Source organism: Rahnella sp. ATs2 (assembly GCF_051851855.1).
GTDB lineage: Bacteria > Pseudomonadota > Gammaproteobacteria > Enterobacterales > Enterobacteriaceae > Rahnella > Rahnella variigena.
Genome location: NZ_JBLYPL010000016.1, coordinates 23,718 through 44,806, shown reverse-complemented (window position 1 = coordinate 44,806; position 21,089 = coordinate 23,718). Strand labels below are relative to the sequence as shown.

20 protein-coding genes are annotated in these 21,089 nt (G+C 52.7%); 6 read left to right on the top strand and 14 right to left on the bottom strand.

Annotation, left to right across the window (positions count from 1 at the left end):
* Nucleotides 1-20: 20 nt before the first annotated feature.
* The 5 genes from ACJY2G_RS17385 to yihU are packed head-to-tail and all read right to left on the bottom strand — an operon-like array spanning nucleotide 21 to nucleotide 6,571.
* Entirely contained in the window at nucleotides 21-1,406 is a 1,386-nt protein-coding gene (locus ACJY2G_RS17385; protein ID WP_439291962.1) for an MFS transporter, read from the bottom strand.
* A 56-nt stretch (nucleotides 1,407-1,462) separates the two neighbouring features.
* Nucleotides 1,463-3,499, bottom strand: a complete 2,037-nt coding sequence (locus tag ACJY2G_RS17380; protein WP_430319387.1) for an alpha-glucosidase — start codon at nucleotides 3,497-3,499, stop codon at nucleotides 1,463-1,465.
* A 17-nt stretch (nucleotides 3,500-3,516) separates the two neighbouring features.
* Nucleotides 3,517-4,758, bottom strand: a complete 1,242-nt coding sequence (gene yihS / locus ACJY2G_RS17375; protein WP_430319388.1) for a sulfoquinovose isomerase — start codon at nucleotides 4,756-4,758, stop codon at nucleotides 3,517-3,519.
* Between the two features lie 15 nt (nucleotides 4,759-4,773).
* Nucleotides 4,774-5,652, bottom strand: a complete 879-nt coding sequence (gene yihT / locus ACJY2G_RS17370) for a sulfofructosephosphate aldolase (RefSeq protein WP_430319389.1) — start codon at nucleotides 5,650-5,652, stop codon at nucleotides 4,774-4,776.
* 22 nt (nucleotides 5,653-5,674) lie between these two features.
* Nucleotides 5,675-6,571: a sulfolactaldehyde 3-reductase gene (gene yihU, locus ACJY2G_RS17365; protein WP_430319390.1), complete on the bottom strand. Its 897-nt coding sequence runs from the start codon at nucleotides 6,569-6,571 to the stop codon at nucleotides 5,675-5,677.
* 172 nt (nucleotides 6,572-6,743) lie between these two features.
* Here yihU and ACJY2G_RS17360 point away from each other — a divergent pair, with 172 nt between their 5' ends.
* The 3 genes from ACJY2G_RS17360 to ACJY2G_RS17350 are packed head-to-tail and all read left to right on the top strand — an operon-like array spanning nucleotide 6,744 to nucleotide 9,302.
* Nucleotides 6,744-7,640, top strand: a complete 897-nt coding sequence (locus ACJY2G_RS17360; protein WP_430319391.1) for a sugar kinase — start codon at nucleotides 6,744-6,746, stop codon at nucleotides 7,638-7,640.
* A 36-nt stretch (nucleotides 7,641-7,676) separates the two neighbouring features.
* The gene (locus ACJY2G_RS17355; protein ID WP_430319392.1) at nucleotides 7,677-8,462 is read left to right on the top strand and encodes a DeoR/GlpR family DNA-binding transcription regulator; all 786 of its coding nucleotides are present in this window, start codon (nucleotides 7,677-7,679) and stop codon (nucleotides 8,460-8,462) included.
* 48 nt (nucleotides 8,463-8,510) lie between these two features.
* Nucleotides 8,511-9,302 carry a spermidine synthase gene (locus ACJY2G_RS17350; protein WP_430319393.1) on the top strand — a complete coding sequence of 264 codons (792 nt, stop codon included), beginning with the start codon at nucleotides 8,511-8,513 and terminating at the stop codon, nucleotides 9,300-9,302.
* Between the two features lie 59 nt (nucleotides 9,303-9,361).
* On the opposite strand, the gene chbG is transcribed toward ACJY2G_RS17350, so the two are convergent.
* From chbG to ACJY2G_RS17320, 6 genes are all read right to left on the bottom strand, one after another.
* Entirely contained in the window at nucleotides 9,362-10,120 is a 759-nt protein-coding gene (gene chbG, locus ACJY2G_RS17345; protein ID WP_430319394.1) for a chitin disaccharide deacetylase, read from the bottom strand.
* A gap of 44 nt (nucleotides 10,121-10,164) precedes the next feature.
* Nucleotides 10,165-11,508 (bottom strand): 6-phospho-beta-glucosidase, encoded by a 1,344-nt coding sequence (locus ACJY2G_RS17340; protein ID WP_112289616.1) that lies wholly within the window; start codon nucleotides 11,506-11,508, stop codon nucleotides 10,165-10,167.
* Between the two features lie 65 nt (nucleotides 11,509-11,573).
* Nucleotides 11,574-12,410, bottom strand: a complete 837-nt coding sequence (chbR, locus tag ACJY2G_RS17335; RefSeq protein WP_147412497.1) for a transcriptional regulator ChbR — start codon at nucleotides 12,408-12,410, stop codon at nucleotides 11,574-11,576.
* Between the two features lie 14 nt (nucleotides 12,411-12,424).
* Nucleotides 12,425-12,772 (bottom strand): PTS N,N'-diacetylchitobiose transporter subunit IIA, encoded by a 348-nt coding sequence (gene chbA, locus ACJY2G_RS17330; protein WP_113876517.1) that lies wholly within the window; start codon nucleotides 12,770-12,772, stop codon nucleotides 12,425-12,427.
* A gap of 63 nt (nucleotides 12,773-12,835) precedes the next feature.
* Nucleotides 12,836-14,194 carry a PTS N,N'-diacetylchitobiose transporter subunit IIC gene (chbC, locus tag ACJY2G_RS17325; protein ID WP_439291960.1) on the bottom strand — a complete coding sequence of 453 codons (1,359 nt, stop codon included), beginning with the start codon at nucleotides 14,192-14,194 and terminating at the stop codon, nucleotides 12,836-12,838.
* A gap of 127 nt (nucleotides 14,195-14,321) precedes the next feature.
* Nucleotides 14,322-14,645, bottom strand: coding sequence for a PTS sugar transporter subunit IIB (locus ACJY2G_RS17320; protein WP_279630537.1), 324 nt, complete (start codon nucleotides 14,643-14,645; stop codon nucleotides 14,322-14,324).
* Nucleotides 14,646-14,989: 344 nt separating this feature from the next.
* Between ACJY2G_RS17320 and ACJY2G_RS17315 the strand changes: the two genes are divergently transcribed.
* The gene (locus ACJY2G_RS17315; protein ID WP_120163301.1) at nucleotides 14,990-16,024 is read left to right on the top strand and encodes a LacI family DNA-binding transcriptional regulator; all 1,035 of its coding nucleotides are present in this window, start codon (nucleotides 14,990-14,992) and stop codon (nucleotides 16,022-16,024) included.
* Here the strand turns inward: ACJY2G_RS17315 and ACJY2G_RS17310 are convergent.
* Complete coding sequence (locus ACJY2G_RS17310; protein ID WP_430319395.1) at nucleotides 16,016-16,774, bottom strand: AraC family transcriptional regulator; 759 nt, start codon at nucleotides 16,772-16,774, stop codon at nucleotides 16,016-16,018. The genes ACJY2G_RS17315 and ACJY2G_RS17310 overlap by 9 nt on opposite strands.
* 94 nt (nucleotides 16,775-16,868) lie before the next feature.
* On the opposite strand from ACJY2G_RS17310, the gene ACJY2G_RS17305 reads away from it, so the two are divergent.
* On the top strand, nucleotides 16,869-17,261 hold the full coding sequence (locus tag ACJY2G_RS17305; RefSeq protein ID WP_430319396.1) for a nuclear transport factor 2 family protein: 393 nt from the start codon (nucleotides 16,869-16,871) through the stop codon (nucleotides 17,259-17,261).
* A 93-nt stretch (nucleotides 17,262-17,354) separates the two neighbouring features.
* Here ACJY2G_RS17305 and ACJY2G_RS17300 read toward each other — a convergent pair whose 3' ends face one another.
* Nucleotides 17,355-18,557, bottom strand: a complete 1,203-nt coding sequence (locus ACJY2G_RS17300; RefSeq protein ID WP_430319397.1) for an MFS transporter — start codon at nucleotides 18,555-18,557, stop codon at nucleotides 17,355-17,357.
* A gap of 61 nt (nucleotides 18,558-18,618) precedes the next feature.
* Between ACJY2G_RS17300 and ACJY2G_RS17295 the strand changes: the two genes are divergently transcribed.
* On the top strand, nucleotides 18,619-19,662 hold the full coding sequence (locus tag ACJY2G_RS17295; protein WP_430319398.1) for an AraC family transcriptional regulator: 1,044 nt from the start codon (nucleotides 18,619-18,621) through the stop codon (nucleotides 19,660-19,662).
* Between the two features lie 55 nt (nucleotides 19,663-19,717).
* On the opposite strand, the gene ACJY2G_RS17290 is transcribed toward ACJY2G_RS17295, so the two are convergent.
* Nucleotides 19,718-21,088, bottom strand: a complete 1,371-nt coding sequence (locus ACJY2G_RS17290; RefSeq protein ID WP_430319399.1) for a TolC family protein — start codon at nucleotides 21,086-21,088, stop codon at nucleotides 19,718-19,720.
* Nucleotide 21,089: the final 1 nt, after the last annotated feature.

The following is a 21,089-nucleotide window of genomic DNA, read 5'->3' as shown; positions in this document are numbered from 1 at the left end:
GCGCTGACACAGTAAATGCCTTATGCCGTCTGCTTGCGCTGCTCGATTTCCGCCACGATGCGCACGTACATTTTCTCGTTAAGGTTATAAAAACAGCCCATCGCCAAGATAGTGATCGCTGCCAGCGCACTGGGATAAATGAAGATCAGCTGACGCAACCCTTCCTGCGTACCCGCCGACTGCACCACGTTAGGCACATAGCCGATTTGCGTCAGCATCAGGCCGGGGAAGAACCCTGCCAGTGCCTGCGAGACTTTACGAAAGAAGGTGAAACCGGTGTAGACCGTACCTTCTGAACGCACGCCGGTGCGCCATTCGCCGTATTCCACCGTATCGGACACCAGCGCCCAGTTCAGGCTGTTGACGAATGCCGAACCGAAGAACGCCAGGCAGGAGAACGCGACAAAACTGACCGATCCGCTGCCGTAGAAGTAGTTAAGAATGTCGCCGACAATCCACAGCGCCAGACCGCCGATATAGACTTTTTTCTTGCCGAAGCGGCGCACGGCGGCGGGCATCAGGAACACGCCGATGAAAATGCAGCCCATGCTGAAAAAGCCCATGTAGGAAAGCAGGATCGGATCGTTAAGCACGTACTGCGTGTAATACACCTGAATCGCCAGTTTGACGTTGAACGCGCCGAGCGTGCAGAGGTTCGCGATGCACAGGATGAACAGCGGACGGTTACCGGCGATCGCGCGAAACGACTGCAACAACCCCGGCTTTTGCGCAGGATCCTGCGGCTGCGCTTCGACATAACGCTCTTTCACACCGGCATAACACAGCCACATAAACAGCAAGCCCACCAGTGAGAACAGCGTCGCGGCAAAAATATAACCGCGCTGCGAACTGCCTTCGAGCAGATTCATTACCGGCACAAACCCGACGGTACACAACAACAGCCCCAGCGTGGCACCGCCCTGTCGCCACGCCGCGAGTGAGGCGCGTTCGTCGGGATTTTTAGTGATGGCGGGCACCATCGCGCCATATGAGCAATTCATCATGCTGAAGAATAAGCCGTACAGCATAAAGAGCAGCGTCGCCACCACGGTATTACCGGTAATCTCCAGTGGAGTGCCGACGAAATTGGCGACGGCCAGCAACGTCACCGGAAATGCAGCGTATAACACGAAGGGGCGAAATTTACCTTTCGGCCCGATTTTGCGGCGCGAATCCAGCATGATGCCGGTGCCCATATCGGTAAACGCGGTAAAGAATTTGGCGATCAAAAAGATAATGCCGCCGTAAGTTCCCGGCAGACCGAGTACGTCAGTGTAGAATTTCAGCAGATACAGCGTGCCGATATCGAGCAGGATATTGGAGCCTAAATCCCCCATGCCGTAGGCCAATTTTTCCCTGAAAGGCAGCCGCAGGGTCGCAGGGTTTTCCGGTGTTGTCTGACTCATTATTATTCTCCTTCACCTGCCGGAGCGATGTCCTGAACCCCGGCGGGTGAGCCTTATCAGAGGTAACGTAATTCGCCGAACAGCGCTGCCCACTCGCTGTCTGCACGATAAAAGACCGGTGGTTTTCCCAACGGCGCAACCACGGTGACATCGCCGCCATGATGAGTTTCGCCTGTCCAGGCGTTGATCCAGGTATCCTGCGGCAGATACAGCGACCACTCGCTGCGCCCTTCTTCATGCACCGGTGCCACCAGCAGATCGCGGCCAAACAGGTACTGGTATTTCAGCGTGTAAGTGCGGGCATCGTCTTCGTAATGCAGGAACAGCGGCCGCATCACCGGCACACCGCTCTGGCTGTTATGCTTCACGGCCTGTCTGATGTAAGGCTTGAGATGAGTGAACACGCCGGTCATGCGGGCGAAATGCGCGATGGTTTCGGCATCGCCGTCAAACTGCCAGTTGTCGCCCGGACGGTTGCCTTCGTGGGTGCGCATCATCGGCGTGAAAGCGCTGAAATCGCACCAGCGCAGCAGCAGTTCTTTGCTGCGTTTCATGTCGAACAGCGTGGTGTAACCGCCGATATCGCTGTGATGCAGACCGTGGCCGCTCATCGCCAGCGATAATGCCGCCGGGATCACCGAGGCCAGCCCGTCGTCCAGGCTCCAGTCAACGTTCTGATCGCCTGCCCACATCATGGTCGAGTATTTCTGGCTGCCGGTGTAACCAGCGCGCATAAAGAACAGCACCTCGCCGAGCTTGCCGGTTTCCTGCAAGGCTTCGTAGTTGCACTTCGCCCACAGCGCGGGCCAGGCGTTATGCATGATTTCCGCGCTGACGCCGTTATGCAGAAAAGTATCGGTTGGCAGATATTCGCCAAAATCCGCCATCCAGCCGCCGCAGCCCAGTTCAATCAGGTTCTTCTTGATGACGTTTTTAAACCACTCATAGGCCGCGGGATGGGTCAGATCGACCACGCCTGCGTAAAACTCACCGAACTCAACGTGGTAATCCGCGCCGCTGGCATCTTTGGTCAGATAGCCGTGTTCTGATGCTTCTGCGCACAAATCACGATCGCTGGCGACGTACGGATTGATGTAAGAAAGAAACTGCACGCCCTCTTCTTTCCACTGAGCGATACGTTCGTCGAGTTGCGGATACAGCTCGCGGTTCCACTTCCAGTTCCACATCACGCGTTTGCCGAACGAGGTCATGCGGATACCTGACCAGTCCTGCGCCCAGATGCCATTGACTTTCACACCGCCCTGGCGCATCACGTCGAGTTTTTGCTGGCAGATTTCCGTGCCGCCCTGAACGCCCAGCGTCACGCCGTCGTATACCCAGTCCGGCAATTCCGGCTGGCGACCTAACAAGGCGGTGAGTTTTTCCAGCAGACTGATATAGCTGTCGGCGCATTCAAAACGCAGTGTGGCGTTATCTTCCCAGAAGGCCAGTTCGTGATAGTCCGGCGCACTGAAATCGAAATTCATATAGCCGCTGTTTTCAACGTGGCAGTAAAACTTCTGCGTGCTGACAAAGGTTGGCTGCGGGAAGAACGTCCAGTAATAGTCGCCGCCTGCGTTCTCTTTGCAGTCGGCCTGCCAGGTGACATAGGTTTGTTTGTTACGCCCGACGCCCTGCTCGCTGGTCCACAACGGGAAGGGTTTGCCGCGCAAATCAAAGTAAGAAAACTGTTCACCGCAGCCGTAAATATGATCTTGCGGTTCTGCCGCCAGTCGCAGCCAGATGCGGTTATGCGCGCGGTCGTCGTTTTGCAGGTTAAGCTGTAAACGCCCGCTGTCATCCGTGGTGATCGCAATCCTCGCGCTGAGCGTATCGCCCCGGCTGAAATGCAGATCCCATCCGGCAGGATGCGCGGTGATTTTTACGTCCGTCAGGGCGACCTTTTCATTCAGGCGGTCTTTAATGCTGAAATTGCCACGGAACATGTCGATATCCGCCTCGCCAGCGCCAATCCATAAACAGGGCGCTTGCGCGGTATGACGTAAAATCTGGCGCTGCTGATAAATCAGCGAAAATTCATTATTACCGGCGATAAATTCAATCTGAGTATTTTTATTTTGTAGGGTACTCATGATGGTCTCCGTGATTTTTATTTTGCATTGATGTCCAGCAGACCGGCGGCCACGGCAGGTGCCAGCCCCGGCGCCAGCGGCAGACGCGGGATCACCAGGCAATGCAGAAGATGATAAATATCCTGTTTACCGTCCCAGACTTTGGTGGTCACTTTGTTGTCAGTATCCAGCTCCTGCCACCACGAGCCATTTTCGAAGTCCATCAGGTATTTCACGCAGTATTCCCACCAGGTCTGATACCAGGTTTCGTATTGCGCTTCGCCGGTCAGGCAATGCAACGCATACGCGGTACCCATCGCCTCCACAATGGGCCAGCGCACGCGTTCGCGCACGATAGGCTGCCCGTCCCAGTCAACGGAATAAACAAAACCGTCTGCGCCGTCCGGTGCCCAGGCATCGCGGATCGTGGCGTGGAACAGCCCTTTGGCATCTTCCAGCAACCAGTCCGGTGGCGTTTCAAAACGAGCCTCGAGCGCGGCGTGAAGGTGTAGCATCAGGCGCCCCCATTCGATCCAGTGCCCCGGCGTGCCGCCGTAAGCGCGGAAACGGTGCGCAGGATTGTCTTTGTTGTAATCGCGGATCGGCTTCCACTGCGTATCAAAATGCTCATTTACGCGATACTCGCCGCGACGGGCGACGTCATGAATGATCACCGAGGCGATTCTCAGTGCGCGATCCAGCCATTTGCGCTCATGCGTGACGTCGTAAACGATCAGGAAAGCTTCAACCGCGTGCATATTGGCGTTACCGCCGCGATAGGCTTCGGTTTCGGTGAAGGCTTCATCCCACGACTCGAGACACATCTGTTCGTCTTCACTCCAGAAGTACTTTTCGATCACGCCGATGGCCTGATCGAGTAATTTTCTGGCCTCAGGATGGCCGGTAGTGACGGCGCTGGCAGCGCCAAGCAGCACAAAGAAATGCTGATAGCCCTGTTTTGAAGCATCCACTACGCCTTCATCATTCACGCAGGCGTACCAGCCGCCGTGCTGTTTATCCGCCAGCGCGCCATTTAGCGCACGGATACCGTGATCGACCAGCGAATACGCGCCGGGACGCCCCATACCTGCGGCAACGGAATAGACGTGCAGCATGCGGGCGGTGATCCACAAATGCGTGCCCATATCCGGCCGCACTTGTCCGTTATTGCCCAGCCAGCCGAAGCCGGTGGGCACGGCGGCATTTTTGCCAAAATCGAAAATCCGGTCGGTTTCCTGCTCAAGCCAGCGGTGGTGGCTCATGGTGTTAAACCATTTCATTTTCCACTCCTTTCGTTAACGGCGGCGCGCCATCATTTCGTCCACAATGTCGCCCAGACGCTGCAATTTCGGCGCGGAAATATCCCTGAGCATGAGTTCGGTATCAGGTAAACCGACCACAGATGACCAGACCGCACGGCCTGCGAGAAAACCGGATGCGCCCGCCGTCATGGCGACGCTGACCGCACGCGGAAAAAGTTTTTCATCAACGCCGGAGGAGAGGATCACCCACGGCATATGAATATGTTCATTGAGGTGTTGCGAGGCGCGCAGCAGTTCAGCCTGCGTGCCGCGCCCGCTGAGGGGCATTTCGACTTTATAAAGGTCAGCGCCGCTGTCACCGAGTTCTTTCGCGGCATCAATAATCGCCTGTTCGCGGTCAAATTTATCGCCACGACGCGGCGGCCTGACGACCGGCTCGATAATGCTCAGCAATCCGTGCGCATGGCAGCGCTGATTGAATTCTTTCACCTTCTCAAGACGCTGTTGCGGGTCTTCATCGCTGCGCCACAACACCAGCAGTTTCAGCGCCTTGCCGCCGTTTTCCCTGACCTGCTGCGGATCCACATTTTTGTCGATCTCCACGCTGTCCACCGGAATGCCATTGCCCGGAATAAATTCGTCTGCCGCGACAATCATCGCGCAGTTCTTTGCAATGGCCTGCTGCTCAACAATCTGGCGGTAACAGAACTGCTGATCGACCAGAATCGCTGAGGCGTACGGTGATAGAATCCGTGCGGCATTGACTTTAAAATCAGTAAGAACCTGATCGGCGACCGGCGCTTTCGCACCCGCGGCCACGAACATTAAGCGCATCGCTTCGCGCTGATCGACCGCCAGCATGGCGAAACCGCCGGAAGGACGGGTGATATCGTTAAGGCTGTATTGAGTCATTTAACTTTCCTTGGTTAATGCGTTACGGATGTGTTTTCTGAGTCAGACCGGCGCTGGTGCGCACCTGCTCAAGAATGGCGGTCCAGTCCTGACGTCCGCGCCCGGCGGCACGCGCCTGGTTGTAGACTTCGCGGGAAGCCGCACCGAGCGGCATTGGCACATGCAACTGATTGGCGACGTCCAGCGCGATACCGAGATCTTTATGGGCGAGGTCAATCATGAAGGCCGGCGACAAATCGCCTTTCAGCACTTTGTTTGGCCATGAAGTGGTGAAGTGACCTTTTCCGGCAGGTGTTCCGCTCATGACCTGCAACGCCACTTCGAAAGAGAGATCCAGTGCTTCGCACAGCACGGCGGCTTCGGCGGAGAGCGCATTCAGGGCGATGCTCATGTAGTTATTGATCAGCTTGACGCGGATGCCTTTGCCCGGCCCGCCCGCATTAATCAGTTCAGATCCCATCGCCATCAGCACCGGCGTCGCCCGCTCAACCTGTTCCTGCGTACCACCCGCCAGCAGCAGTAAAGTCCCTGCTACAGCGTGATCCGAGGTTCTGCCGACCGGCACGTCTATCAGGCTGAAACCTTTTTCGTGCATCTGCGTGATCAGCTTGTCAGTTTGCAACGGATGAATGGTCGACATGTCGATAACCAGCGCCGACGGGCTCAGGGTTTCGCAGATACCGTCGCGGCCAAATAACACATCGCGCACCAGATCGCCGTTGGGCAGCATGGTGATGACAAATTCTGCGCCCTCCGCTGCCTCTGCCGCGCTCTTGCTGCCCGTTGCTCCCTGCTGCACCAGCGCTGCCACAGCCTGCGGATTAAGATCGAACACCGCTAACCGGTGTTCCTGTTTAATCAGGTTGGCCGCCATCGGAGCGCCCATTTGCCCCAGACCAATAAATGCCACATTTGCCATGCGTCTCTCCTTTGTGCTGATCAGCCATGTCACTTTTTGATAATCAGCGCTGTCTTTGTTTGTCGTTTTTTGATCGTATTTGTAATTTCAGGTCAAAAAATTGACAGCCATCACTTTTTTAACAATTCGCTTAATTAAAATAACCTCATCAAAACACGCTTAAGGAACAGCCATGATTCGCATTGCCTGTGTCGGGATCACCGTGATGGACCGGATCTATTACGTGAATGAATTACCTGCGGAAGGAGGGAAATATGTCGCTGAAAAATATCATGAAGTGGGTGGAGGTCCAGCAGCCACTGCCGCAGTGGCTGCGGCGAAACTGGGCGCAGAGGTGGACTTTATTGGCCGCGTGGGCGATGACGATACCGGCAACCGGCTGCTCGCGGAGCTGGGATCCCTGGGGGTAAATACCCGCTACGTCCGTCGCATTGATCAGGCCCGTTCTTCGCAATCTGCCATTCTGGTGGATCAACACGGTGAGCGGATTATCATCAATTATCCCAGCCCGGATTTACACGTTTGCGCCACGTGGCTACAGGCCATCGACTTTTCGCAGTGGGATGTGGTGCTGGCGGACGTGCGCTGGCACGACGGCGCGAAACAAGCGTTCACACTGGCGCGTCAGGCCGGTGTGCTCACCGTGCTGGATGCCGATGTAACACCGCAGGATATCGCCGATCTGGTGGCGTTAAGCGATCACAGCGCATTCTCTGCCCCTGGTTTGCAGCGGCTGACCGGAAAAACTGACGCCGGTGCTGCGTTAATTAACGCACAAACGCTCACAAAGGGTCATGTGTATGTCACGCAAGGCGGACAAGGTTGTCTGTGGCTGGAAAATGGCAGTCTGCATCATCAGCCCGGGTTTGCCGTCAGCGTGGTAGACACGACCGGCGCGGGGGATGTTTTTCACGGCGCGCTGGCCGTCAGTCTGGCCCAGGGCGCGGATTGTGGGGAAGCCGTGCGTTTTGCCAGTGGTGTGGCCGCCCTGAAATGCACAAAGCCAGGTGGCCGTGCCGGAATTCCCGACTGTGATCAGACACGGTCTTTTTTGTCACTTTCTGTATAGAATACGACTCAGACGCTCATTTTTAGAGGTATGCCCATGAGTCTTACTGAACTGACTGGGAATCCGCGCCACGATCAGCTGCTCGGGCTGATTGGTGAAAACGGGTATATGAACATTGAAGAACTGGCAGCCTTACTTGATGTCTCGACGCAAACCGTACGCCGGGATATCCGCAAGCTCAGTGAACAGGGACTGGTATCGCGTCATCACGGCGGCGCGGGTCGGGCCTCCAGCGTAGTCAATACTGCCTTTGAGCAGCGGGAAATGTCGTGGACAGAAGAGAAAAAAGCGATTGCACAAGCGATCGCCGATTACATTCCCGACGGCTCGACGGTATTTATTACCATTGGTACCACGGTTGAACAGGTGGCGCATGCCCTGCTCAATCATAACCATCTGCGCATTATCACAAACTGCCTGCGTGTCGCCCATATTCTGTATAAGAATCCGCGATTTGAGGTGATGGTGCCGGGCGGAACGCTGCGTCCTCACAACGGCGGAATTATCGGGCCCTCGGCGACGGCTTTTGTGGCGGGATTCCGCGCAGATTATCTGGTCACCAGCGTCGGCGCGATAGAAAGCGATGGCGCTTTAATGGAATTTGATGTCAACGAGGCCAGCGTGGCGAAAACCATGATGGCGCACTCACGGCATATCCTTCTGGCTGCGGACCATACCAAATATCATGCTTCCGCCGCCGTTGAAATCGGCAATGTCTCTCAGGTGACGGCATTATTTACGGATGAACTGCCTGCGGCGGGTTTACACAAGTTATTGAAAAACAACCAGGTCGAAATTGTTAAAGCCAGTCCGTCGGATTAACGGGCATAATCCCCTCCTCGTAAATTTTTATAAGAAATGAGTCTGCATATGACAAATAAGGATGTTTTTTCAAACAAATTCAATATTCAGCCTGAGGGCGATATTGTTTGCCATGTTACAGATGAGTACGGGGACATCATCGTCGCGGACACAGAAGAGCACCGGATATTGCGTTTTGAAGGCATTAATGAGCAGAGCAAAATGCTCAAAAAAGACGTTAACTTACCTGTTCATCACTATTCCAAAGCCATGTTGATGGCGACTGCGTTTACTTCCGGGCGGACTGCGCTTCTGCTCGGACTTGGCGGAGGCGCATTACTGCGCGCGCTTCATGCTCTTGATGAACAGCGGATTATGGATGTGGTTGAGCTGAGAGCGGGTGTGTTATCCGTAGCGCAGGAATGGTTTACGTTGCCCGGGTCGGACAAAATCTCTTATTACATTGAAGACGCAGAACATTATTTGCGCAGAGAGCATACGCATCAGTACGATTTGATTTTCTCAGATCTGTACTCAGCCTTTTCGATGGAGCCACGTCAGGGTACAGAAGCTTTTCTGAGATTGTGTCTGGAAAAATTGAGCGATCAGGGCTGGCTTGTGCTGAATTATTACGAGGTGCCACGAGCCGGAAGCGCATTATCTTGCGCACTGCGGGAGGTATTTGGTGAGGTACTTTATTGCCGGGTGCCGAGTGGGAATGTCGTCATTTATGCAGCCAGAAAACCACATCTGCAGACGATAAGTGAATTAAGAGAGAAGGCCCAATTGTTGCTTTCTCGTCTGAACATCGGCAACGAGATGGGTGATCTGTCGAAAAATATTGTCCCGCTGTACCCGTAGCCGCCTCTCAGGCGTGCCCCTGACCTCTGACATTTATGCCAGCGGCTGGGGCATTCCGGTCATAAATCTTTAAACGATCCCAGCCGGAATCCGCGTTCTGCAATGGCGGACTTCAGCGTTTCTGACGTCAGCACATCCAGTTCTGCCAGACGCGGATAGCAATATTTACTCGCCAGAATGGTGTTATCAATAAACGATGGATGCGTCATGATCTCAACAGAGCGATTGCCGCGCTGCGTCGCATTGTCCAGCGTTTGCAGAAACAGCGCTTCTGAAATGGCATCGCCGTAGAACGTGCTGTCGAAACCGTCGGTACTTTTCGCGCCACACAGAGCAATTTCACCTTTGCGGACTTCGTCACGGTCAATACGCACCGGAACGCCCTTCTCTTTAGCGAACGCTTCCACTATAGGGAATATTTCCGCAAACATATGCACGTGGTGGTGACTGTCGATATGTGTCGGCATTTTGCCAAACAGCTCGATAAAACGACTGAACTGACATTCCAGTTCACGGGCGATTTCATCCAGCGGCAGGGTTCCGGCCTCGGCCATTTCCCAGATCCATTTCCCCAGTTCGCCTTCACGGGTCAGATTTGGCATAGGCGAAAGCGGACGGCCTAACGTCAGGACAAAATGCATCCCGACGCTCAGTTGCGGACTGACTTTGCTGAGTACGGCGGCGTGTTCGATGCCCGACGCATTCATCATCGCCGTGGTAGATCGCACCACGCCGTGAGTAAACGCCTCAATGATCCCGTAATTTTGTGCTTTGCAAAGCCCGAAGTCGTCCGCGTTCACAATCAGTAATTTATCCATAAACACCCCTTCCGGAGAGCCTTCCCTTGCGGGAAGGCGATGGGTTATTTTAACGCGGCAATGGTTTTTGCAAAATTCGGCAGCAGTTTTTCATGTGCCAGCAACATTTCGCGTGCCAGTATTTCGGCATCTTTATCGGAATGGATCAGCGGGCTGAGGTTCATCGCCAGCAGCACATCGTTCAGCTCGCCGCTGATGGCGGCATTGCTTGCAGCAATCTCAAAACCTTTGATGGTGTAGATAAGCCCCAGCACTTTTTCGTCGAAGTGCGTGATGCGCGGATGGGGTTTTGCGCCGTCACGCCCGATGGTGCAGGTCATTTCCACCGCCCAGTCCGCCGGAATATTATCAATATGCCCGTTGTGCGGGAAATTGACGTACTGTTCAGTTTGCTTGTCGTTATAAATCGCGCTGATCACTTCACACGCCGCATCGGAATAATAAGCGCCGCCGCGAAGTTCCAGCTCTTTTGGCTTCACGTTCAGATCAGGATTTTTGTACAAATCGAACAGCTGCTTCTCGACTTTTTGCACCACAGTGGCACGCGCGCCGCCTTTGTAGAACTCACCCATTTCAATCGCCAGCATCTCTTTCTGCTTGAAGTAGTACAACAGGTAAGAACACGGCAGCAGATTCAGAGAGCGGATCAGGCCTTCGCTGAACGGCAGGTCGAAGATGTTTTTCACCGAACCGGCGGTCAGTGTGCCGGAAGCCACACCGTCGAGCAGTTCGGCAAAGCGTGATTCGCCGTTCACAATGACATCTTTGATGAACACCATGTGGTTCAGGCCAAAGAGGTCAATGGACAAGTCATCCTGCGGCGTCAGTTTCAGTACATCCTGAATGAACATTTTCATGCCGACAGGGATGTTGCACACGCCGATGAATTTTTTGAATTTGGTGTGACGGAATACCGCCTCAGTGACCATACCGGCCGGGTTGGTGAAGTTGATCACCCAGGCGTCCGGGCAGATTTCTTCGACATCTTTAATGATGTCAAAAATCACCGGAATGGTACGCAGCCCTTTAAACAAGCCACCTGCACCGTTGGTTTCCTGCCCCAGATAGCCGTGACTCAGCGGAATACGTTCATCAAGTTCACGCGCTTTTAACTGACCGACGCGCAGTTGCGTGGTGACGAAATCGGCGTCTACCAGTGCTTCGCGGCGGTTCAGCGTTTTATGCATGACAATCGGCACACCGGCGCGTTCCACCATACGCTGGCAGAGATTGAAGATAATATCCTGCTTCTCTTTTCCGCCTTCGACATCCACCAGCCATAATTCAGTGATCGGTAATTCTGCGTAGCGTTTAATAAAGCCTTCCAGTAATTCCGGGGTATAGCTGCTCCCGCCACCAATAGTGACGACTTTCAGTTTTTTAGTCATAGGGACTCCCGTGCAATAATCATGCACTGCAAATTAATACAGAAATATTGTTGAATGAACCGACATTAATTAATACTGCACAACTTCTTCCGGTAATGGTTCGGCGTAAAAGAAGTCAGTTTTTTAAAGTTTTTAATAAACATACTCGGGCTACTGTAACCGGAATCAAAAGCAATATCCGTGACCGAGTAGTTGGTGATCTCCAGCTGTTTTTTGGCAAAATCAATACGGATTTCATTTATAATCTGCATCGGCGTTTTGCCATAATGTCGCTGCGTCGCGCGCGTCAGGTATTCCTGCGACTTCCCGGAAAGCTCCACCATATTGGATAATGCTTTATCACCGAAGCGCGCTTTATCATGCATTTTCTCAATCGCCGTTTTCAGCCAGACTGGAATATCAGGCGTCACTTCTGATTCACGGTGATGACGTAAGCGGTTAACAATATAAAACGTCACCATCTCCAGAAATTCATTGAATTCACCGTTGCGGAAATTCAGTGAAGCAATGACCGACTCAATATAAGCCAGGAATTCCGTTTTTATCTGATAGACCTGCGATGCAACAAATCTGGCAGGTAATAAAGATAAATAATGTTGCTCGAAAAAAGCTTTACTGATCCCAACATTTAAAATCCGGGTGGCACCAAATTCATAAAAACTTTGATGGTTAGAACCTAACGGGATGAAAACGAAATCGCCACGTTCTAAAAGTACCCGTTTGCCGTTAACGTGTTGAAAATACCGGCCAGTCAGGACGATGGTGAACTCATAGTAGTCATGCTCATGCAACCCGGAGATGCTTTCTACCTTGTTGTAGATAAACATGTGGAAATTCTGACCGTCGAAGAGTTGATTTTCGCGCGCTGTCTTAATTTCCATACTGAGTACCGGTGGCTGCATTATGGTTCCCTACGTTATTTTATTTTCTCATGAAGCTCAATGAGTTCTGCAATCAGTTCGCGGGCGAGCATGGATGTCATCAGGTGATCCTGCGCGTGAACCAGCACCAGGCTGACTTTGGTTTTGCCTTCGCCCTGATCTTCTTCAATCAGTTTGGTCTGTATCAGATGGGCTTCATTGAGCGCCATTCTCGATTGCGCCATCACTGCACGCGCCTGCTCAAAATCGCCTTCTTTAGCTTTTTTCAGTGCTGAATACGCCAGGCTGCGGGCCTGTCCGGAGTTAATAATCAGCCCCATCACCACTTCTTCTAAATCCTGCAGTTCGCTTTCGGTATCAACAATGCTGTCTAAATCCATCATTTTTATCTCTCCGTGATTTACCGGGTAGCGGCAGGAAGCTTGCCCCGCCGCTGTCCGTTCAGATTAAAATTTCAGTGCTGCGGCAATGTCTTCTTCGCTTTCTTCTTCCTCGATTATCGCCTGCGCTTTGTTCGACAAGATTACGAAAGGCATATAAACCAGCGTGGCGATACCAAGGTTGAACAGAGCCACTAACAAGGCGGCGATGCTGCCGTTACTGTTAAAGAAGGCGCCCAGACCCGTCGGCATGGTCCATGGCGCAAGGTTCGTCACCGGTGGAATAATCCCCATGCTGTAAGCCGCCAGCGTAATCGCCGCCAGAATCGGCTGAACCAACACGAACGGAATAAACATCACCGGGTTCATGATAATCGGCAGGCCGAACAGGATAGGTTCGTTAATCTGGAAGATGCCTGACGGCAGCGCAAGCTTCGCGACCTGACGATGATCTGCACGACGTGATGCGATAAAGATGGCGATAATCAGACCCAGCGTCGCTCCGGAACCGCCCAGCAGGATGTAGGAATCCAGCATCGGTTTGGCCCAGAAGTGGAAGGTTTTACCCGCGTCAATCGCTGCGCTGACAGAACCGTACTCGGTATACAACGCAATGTTTTCCAGTGCCCAAGGCGTCATGATGCCGTTGTCCAGTGCGGTCAGCGCCAGTGAACCATGCACACCGAAGAACCACAGCAGGGAGTTGAAAATCACATACGCCCAGCCGACTACGCTGCCCATCGCCGCCAGAGGTTTGGAAATAGAATCCATAATAATCTGGTGGAAGTTATGACCGTATAATCCCAGCAACCAGGAAATGACCCCGAAGAAGAACAGAATAATAAAGCCCGGAATTAACGCAGAGAATGAACGGGAAACCGACGTCGGAACGCTCGCGGTTAACGTAATCACCCAGTTTCTGCGAATAACAAAGGTGAACATTTCGGCGACAACCAGACCGATTATCATGCCTGAAATAATATTCGCGCCGCCTAACCAATTTGCACCGACCGCATAAGCTTCACCCACGCTATAAGGGGTAACCGTCATAAATGCGGCGACAGCTAATAAGCCTGCGGAAAGCGAATCGACTTTTCGTTCTTCTGCTAATGCCATACCGATAAAGAACGGTGCCATTAGCGACATAATACCTAACGTTCCGTTATAGACATTAATACCAATCGTTTTTAAACCGGCCAGCGTTTCAATGGTTGATGGGTCTAAACGTACGCCCAGAGAATAAAAGAAGGAACCGGCACCGAAGTTCAGAAATACGTTATTAATTAAAACGAACATGGCGCCAGCCAGGGTCAGCGGCATTAATTTGATAAAACCATTTTTGATGGCATTAATATGCGGCTGTTTACCTATTTTGACGGCAAAAGGAAGAAGTATCTTTTCAAGTGAATCAATGGCTTTGCTCATTGGGATTTTCCTTTAATGCCGCCATCCGGCGGCCAGGGTATGAAATTCGCTCTTTGACTGGAGTTCTCTTTGACTTAAAAATTTCAATATAAAGACGTTCAATTTAAAAATAAGGAAAAACGGTAAATTACTGCGCTGCTGCTTTTTTGATCGCAGCAACCGCTGCTTTCAGTACACCTAACCCATCAATTTTGCCGTACAGAGCAGAATCGATCACTTCAACCGGTTTGCCCGGTAATACTTTTTTGATTTCGTCGAGCATGTAGGCAATTTGTGGTCCGAGTAACACCACATCTGCGGCGGCACCTTTTTCGGCAGCCAGTGTTTCTGGGAATGCTTCGATAATGACCGGTACTTCATATTTCTCGGCCTGGACTTTCATTTTAGAAACCAGCAACGAGGTAGACATTCCGGCGGAACAAAACAAATAAATGACTTTCTTTTCCATGATGAAACCCTCATATCCCGAATAAATTACAGCTCCGACAACGGTTCCTGGTAAACCAGTAAGAATGCTTTCAAAGCCAATCGATGAAAATGACCTATTGTCTCTGCCTGAATGGAGTATACGGCATCGCTTAGGCAGGGGATAATTCTCAACTAACCAAAATTGTCTCTCCTTGACCAACGCCTATGACTCCCTTCACGTTTTGGGCAAATAATTCGCGGGGATAAATAAGATTTCGGCGCCCATGAAGCAACAACAAATTAACATTTAAGCCTACCTAAGCCGGTTATGTTATGAGAAACTAAGAATGTTTGCGCAAACATTCTTGTATCGATCCCCGGACATCAGTGAACAACGTTTTGAATACTAAAATAAAAACCCAAAAAGGCCGTTCCCGTACGGCTACGCTCGAAGATGTCGCCCAGGCTGCCGGACTTTCTCCGATGACAGTCAGCCGCGCCTTAAACAATCCCAAAGTCGTTCGCCCTGCGACCATCGCGCGCGTGATGGAAGCGGTCAACAGCACCGGATACATCCCGAATATGCTGGCCGGTGGACTGGCGACCAGCCGCACCAAACTCATTGCCGTGGTGGTGCCACAAATTAACAACAACATGTTTGTCGATACCGTTCAGGCGATCAGCGATCAGCTGGCGGCACGCGGTTACCACATGTTGCTGTGTATTGTCGGCTACGAGCCGGAAGACGAAACCGATATTGTCTCGACGCTGCTTTCCCGCCGGCCGGATGGCATCGTGCTGACCGGTATTCATCACACGTCAGAACTGAAAAGAATCATTCTTAACGCCAATATTCCGGTGGTAGAGATTTGGGATCTCACGCCAACACCGATTGATATGCTGATTGGCTTCTCGCATGAAAAAGTCGGTAATGCCATCGGGGAATACTTCGCCGCTAAAGGGTTTACGCATTTTGGTTTTATCTGCGCCTCAGACCGCCGCGCGATGGTACGTAAAAACGGAGCGATAAGCGTATTGCGGGCAATTCCTGAGCACGACATAAAAGAAGTGATTGTCTCACGTCCCGCTAATATGGAAGTCGGACGCCAGGCACTGCGCCAGTTGCTTGAGAGCGGTCACCGGTTCGACGCCATCATTTGCAGTTCCGACACCCTGGCCCAGGGCGCCATTATGGAAGCTGAAGCGCATGGCTTACGTGTTCCCGATGATTTCTCGGTGATCGGTTTTGCGGATTTGAATTTTGCTGCACACAACCGCCCTGCCATTACCACCGTCAGCGTCGATAAATGGGATTCAGGCATCCGCGCGGCGGACATGCTGGCGGATAAAATCGAAGGCATCGCGGTTGAGGAACCTATAGTCGATATCGGCTACCGGCTTGTTATCAGGGAATCAGCCTGATGCCTTTTGTCGACTCTCCGTGCGAAGGAGGGCATTTTGAAACTGCCCCGGCGTCTTTCCAAAACGTTGCCGGAAGACGTCGATATAAGCACTGACGTTGCTGTAACCACTTCTTAACGCCACCTCGCTGACCGGCAAGCCGGCAAGCACCCATTGCAATGAAGTGACAACTTTTGCCTGCTGTCTCCACTGGCTAAAACTGAGGCCGGTTTGTTGAGTAAACAAACGACTCAGGCTGCGAACGCTGAGTCCCCATTGTTGGGCAAGCTGCGTCTGGTCCAGCGCGCACGCGGGGTTTTTCAGTAATTCATTCGCGACATTACGCGCCCGGCGATCGACGGGCAACGTCAACTGAAGCGGCAAGTCAGGAGCTCCGGCAATTTCAAAGCCTAATAATTTGAGAAGATGACGTTGATATCCCGCAGGGGATGAAAAATCACCTTCCCGGCACAGGCGTTCCAAAATCGCCATCACGAAGGCATCTGCCCCATAGACACCCGGATGAGCGGGAAACGGTGGGCAGGAAGCAGGTTCAAGGTAAAGGCTTTGACCTTTCACGCCTGCCGGAACCCAGGCCCTGTGGCTGACATCAGCGGGAAACCATCCCAGTGATCCCGGTGTAACAGTCCACTGTACTGACGTCGTTTCAATGACAAGAATGCCATGATTCAACCAGTACAGCTGACCGGATGCGTGTTTATGCCAGGGCGTCGAATGCAGACTGTCGTAGTCGAATTTTTCAATTTTCATCTTCTGGCCGGTTAACCGTATATCTTGTCCAGATACGGATAATACCCTCATCCGCTCTTCCCGTACTCTTTCTGCTCTCAAAATGGAGGAACCGATGAAAAAGACAACTCAGACAGTCATTGATGCATTGCAAAACGTGGTCTGCAGCCCTGAACACAGCGAGCATGACATTGCCCTTTACTTTGACCCGGGCTATCAGCAGGTGGTCGATGGTCACCGGCTCGATTACCGCGAATTTATTCAGCATATGGCGCTGCTTAAATCACACACCACACAAATAAAAGTCTCTGTTCTTTCAGCTGTCACGGAGGATCAGACGGTGTTTACACACCATCATGTCAACGCAGCAAAAATTCAGGGTGAACACTGTGAATTTGAAGTTTTTGCCCGCTTCACGTTGTCATCTGGAAAGATCATCCGCTGCGAAGAACTCACCCGGATGATTCGCGGCACATCAGGCGACCGCGATCTTGGGGGCAGACATTAACAGTCCCCCACTCTTTGCTTAGGGGTGGGGACCACCACCCGATAACCAGGCTTAATTGATAGGTTACCCTTCACTCGCTACCTGGTCTGGTGGTCAGGTCAGCGCGCCCCTCACCTTTAGTCCAATAACGAGCGTGGCAAAAAACATGATGCAACTGGCGGTGATGAAAACACCTGTTACACCGCTGATACCAAAGAGTAATCCTCCCAACGCCGCACCCGCAGCAATTGAGGACTGAACGGCTGCGACTACCATGCCGCCAGCGGTTTCAGCCTGATCGGGAACCGAACGCGCTACCCAGCTTGACCACGCAACCGGTACGCCACCAAATGCCATCCCCCACAACGCGACGAAAAACATTAATCCCTTTTCCTCCAGTGGCAGCAAAATCATGCTTAATGCCGCGAAACCGACAAGTGCTGGCATGAGTATCAGGGTAAGACGCAGGCTTCTCTCCATCAGCCACCCGGCCAGCAGCGTACCGATAAAATTAGCGATGCCAAATCCAAGCAGTATCAAAGACAAACGATCCACATCGAGTTGGGCAATATTTTCAAGCGCCGGGCGAATATAGGTAAACAGCGCATACTGACCCGTATGGGCGATTACACACCCCGTCATTCCCATCGCAATGCCTGGGCGGCGGAGTAAATCCATGACAGATGACGTTATCGTCATTCTACGCGGCGCCATTCCAGGAAGGGTAAACAGCTGAAAGATCAGTGTCAGCACGCCGACTGCGGTTGCAGCGATAAAAGCACTACGCCAGCCATAAAGCCCACCTAAATAGCTCCCCAGCGGGATCGAAACCACAGTACCGACAGCAATACCGCTAAAAATAATGGAGAGAGCACGCGGAACGCTTTTAGCAGGGACCAGTCGCATCGCTACGGCAGCAGCCATACTCCAGAAACCTCCCAGCGCGATGCCCAGCAAAATGCGCATGACTAACAGAACAGCCAGACTGGATGAAAGTGCGACAAGCAGGTTGGAGGCAATCATCAGCACGGTAAAACCCAGCAAAACATTTCGGCGATCATAATTACGCGTCAGGCGGGGAACCATCAGACCCGCAAACAGGGCCACCACCGCCGTTACCGTTACAGACTGACCAGCCAGAGCTTCGGTCACACCGAGATCGGCGGCCATGGGTGTCAACAGGCTGGCAGGAAGATATTCTGCAGTTAGCAAGCCAAACACACCCATCGTCAGTGATATCACGGCCATCCATGCAGACTCTTTGGGTTCCGCCCTCTTCAAACTCGCGGATACAGCTTCAGTTGCTTCATTTCTCATAACACACTCTTCCTGGGAAAAATCACAACACCAAGTCTAGAGTTGAGCAGCTGGACGATCTATGATGCCACATCCTGATTTTTTACCCGAAACGCCGATTATGTATGTGAATAAACATTTTGCCCTGTCATCCGAGCTCATCAGTGAACTGCTGCTGGAAATGCGCCTGCGTGGCGTGCAGTATCGCCGTTTACAGACTGGCTCTGAATTTGGCGTCGGTTTTAGCAACAGACCGGGACATGCCTATTTTCATTACATCGCTGTGGGCACTGCTGTGCTTCGTACGCGCGACGGGACGTTGCACGAACTGAAAGCCGGAAGCATGGTATTTATGCCGCAGGGTGAGGAGCATCAGCTTTTATCGGATGTCAGCTGTTCATTTCAACATATCGACACGTTAGGCTCTGCGCCTTTGGGCGAGGCCGTCAGCGGAATCAATACTTGTCCGAGTTCGCATCCGACACCCAGCACGGTTCTGTTTTATGGCTGTATGGAGTTCGATCTTGGTGGAATGCAGGGGCTTGGTAAACTGATGCCGCAAGCCATAGTGGTTGAGGCAAATGAACAGGTCTATCCGGGACTGGTTCCTATATTGGGCGCGATGAAATTTGAAATCTGTTCCGGACGCGCAGGATTTGCGGGCATTCTGGCACGCCTCGCAGAAGTGGCGGCCGCCATGATTGTGCGTGGATGGATCGAAAACGGCAGCGAGAACGCCGCTGGCCTGATCGCTGCGTTACGTGATCCCCGACTCGCCCGTGCTATTCTGGCCATTCATCGCGATACGAGTCGGGAGTGGTCTGTTGCAGAGCTCGCTGCACAGTCGCATGTGTCACGTTCTGTTTTTGCTGAACGCTTCAAATCAATCATCGGCATACCTCCCCAGCGCTATGCAAGGGAGGTGCGAATGCGCATCGCAAGTCACTGGATTATTCACGATAAGATCTCAATTGACACCGTTGCTCTTCGCCTCGGTTATGCCTCACAGGCAGCGTTTAGCAGAGCTTTTAAGCGCATCAATGGATATCCGCCGGGCGCTATGCGTCAGCGACCCGCGAGACAAAGGGGAATCGCATCAATCACCCATCCGGGCTCTGCCGGTTAAATGGATATACCAACGGGGATCCGTTCCATCCTATTAAGAAATGAGTTATCCGTATTTATGGGAACGTCGCCGAACCCCCGAATTCCAGATAGATTTTCGCCAGATTTTGGAACTGATCAAAGCGGTTTTCATCCAGTGATAGCTCCGCCTGGCGACGCTTCTCCTGAGCATCAAGCCAGAATGAGACAGGCACAGCGCCCTGGCGATATCGTACTTCGTTCAGTCGCTCAGACTCCCTTGCCAGTTCAAGTCCTTCATGCAGCCTTTTTTCCTGCGCCAGTAACTGGTTACGCAGGGACAGCTCGTCTTCAATACTGCTCATCGCTTTATAAAGCGACTGCTTAAACTCCAGTAATCGCTGTTCGTAGTCGTTGCGGGCAATTTTTACTTCCACGCCCTGTTGCCTCCACTCGAGAAACGGCAGTGTCAGGTTGGCGCCAACGGAACCGACAGGATTTTGCAAGAAAGCCATCAGCGAGCTGCTGCTGGTACCCAGAGAACCGGTCAGACTGAAAGCGGGATAGAATTCGGTGCGCCTGATATCAACGGTGGCCAGAGCTTCACGCACCCGCCACTCTTTAGCACTGATATCGGGTCGGTGTCTCAGCACGCTGGCCGGAATGTTCGCATTAACCGCGGGCATTCCCCCTTTTGGCAACGTCATCGGTTCAGCCACGGGGCTGCCTGGCGCGGTACCCAGCAATACCGCCTGCTGATTCAACGCCTGCAAACGTTCACGCTGCAACCCGGTGAGTCTGTTTTCCTGGGTCAGCAAGCTTTGCCGGGCATCAACCACATCAAGTGATGAAGCACCACCCGCGTGGTAGCGAGCCATCGCCAGGCGTAGCGTTTCTTTTGCATAACCGATGCTCTGCTGAAGGACGCTTATCTGTTGGTTAATAAAACCAATGCGCCAGTAGTTGTCACTGGCCTCTGAGAGCAAGGTCAGGCGTGCTGCACGCAGATCCTCTTCTGTGGCCTGACTTGCCCAAACCGCGGCATCTCGCTGCCGGGCTATTTTGCCCCACAGATCCAGTTCATAACTGGTATTCAGAGTGGTGGAGCTGCCCTTTTCCCAGCCAGATGCGCCGCTAAGTGGTTTTCTGCTGTCCATGCCCAGCGTCCCTTTTAACCCAGGATCGCTTGCAATGCCCACTCTCTCGGCGTCAAGCCTTGCCCGGTACATCCTTAACACGGCTAAAGCCACGTCATTATTGCTTGCCATCACCTGGCGTAACCAGCTATCAAGCAGGGGGTCATTAAACGCGTTCCAGTCAAACGGTGCGGACTCCCCGTCGGCATCGTCGTGATACCAGCTGGCCGGATACTCTACGGCAGGCGCGTGATAGTCGCTTTTTAGTAAGTTTGCGCAGCCTGCGCTGAGCGTGGCGGCAAGGCATAAAGCCAAAGGGGATAATATTTTCATA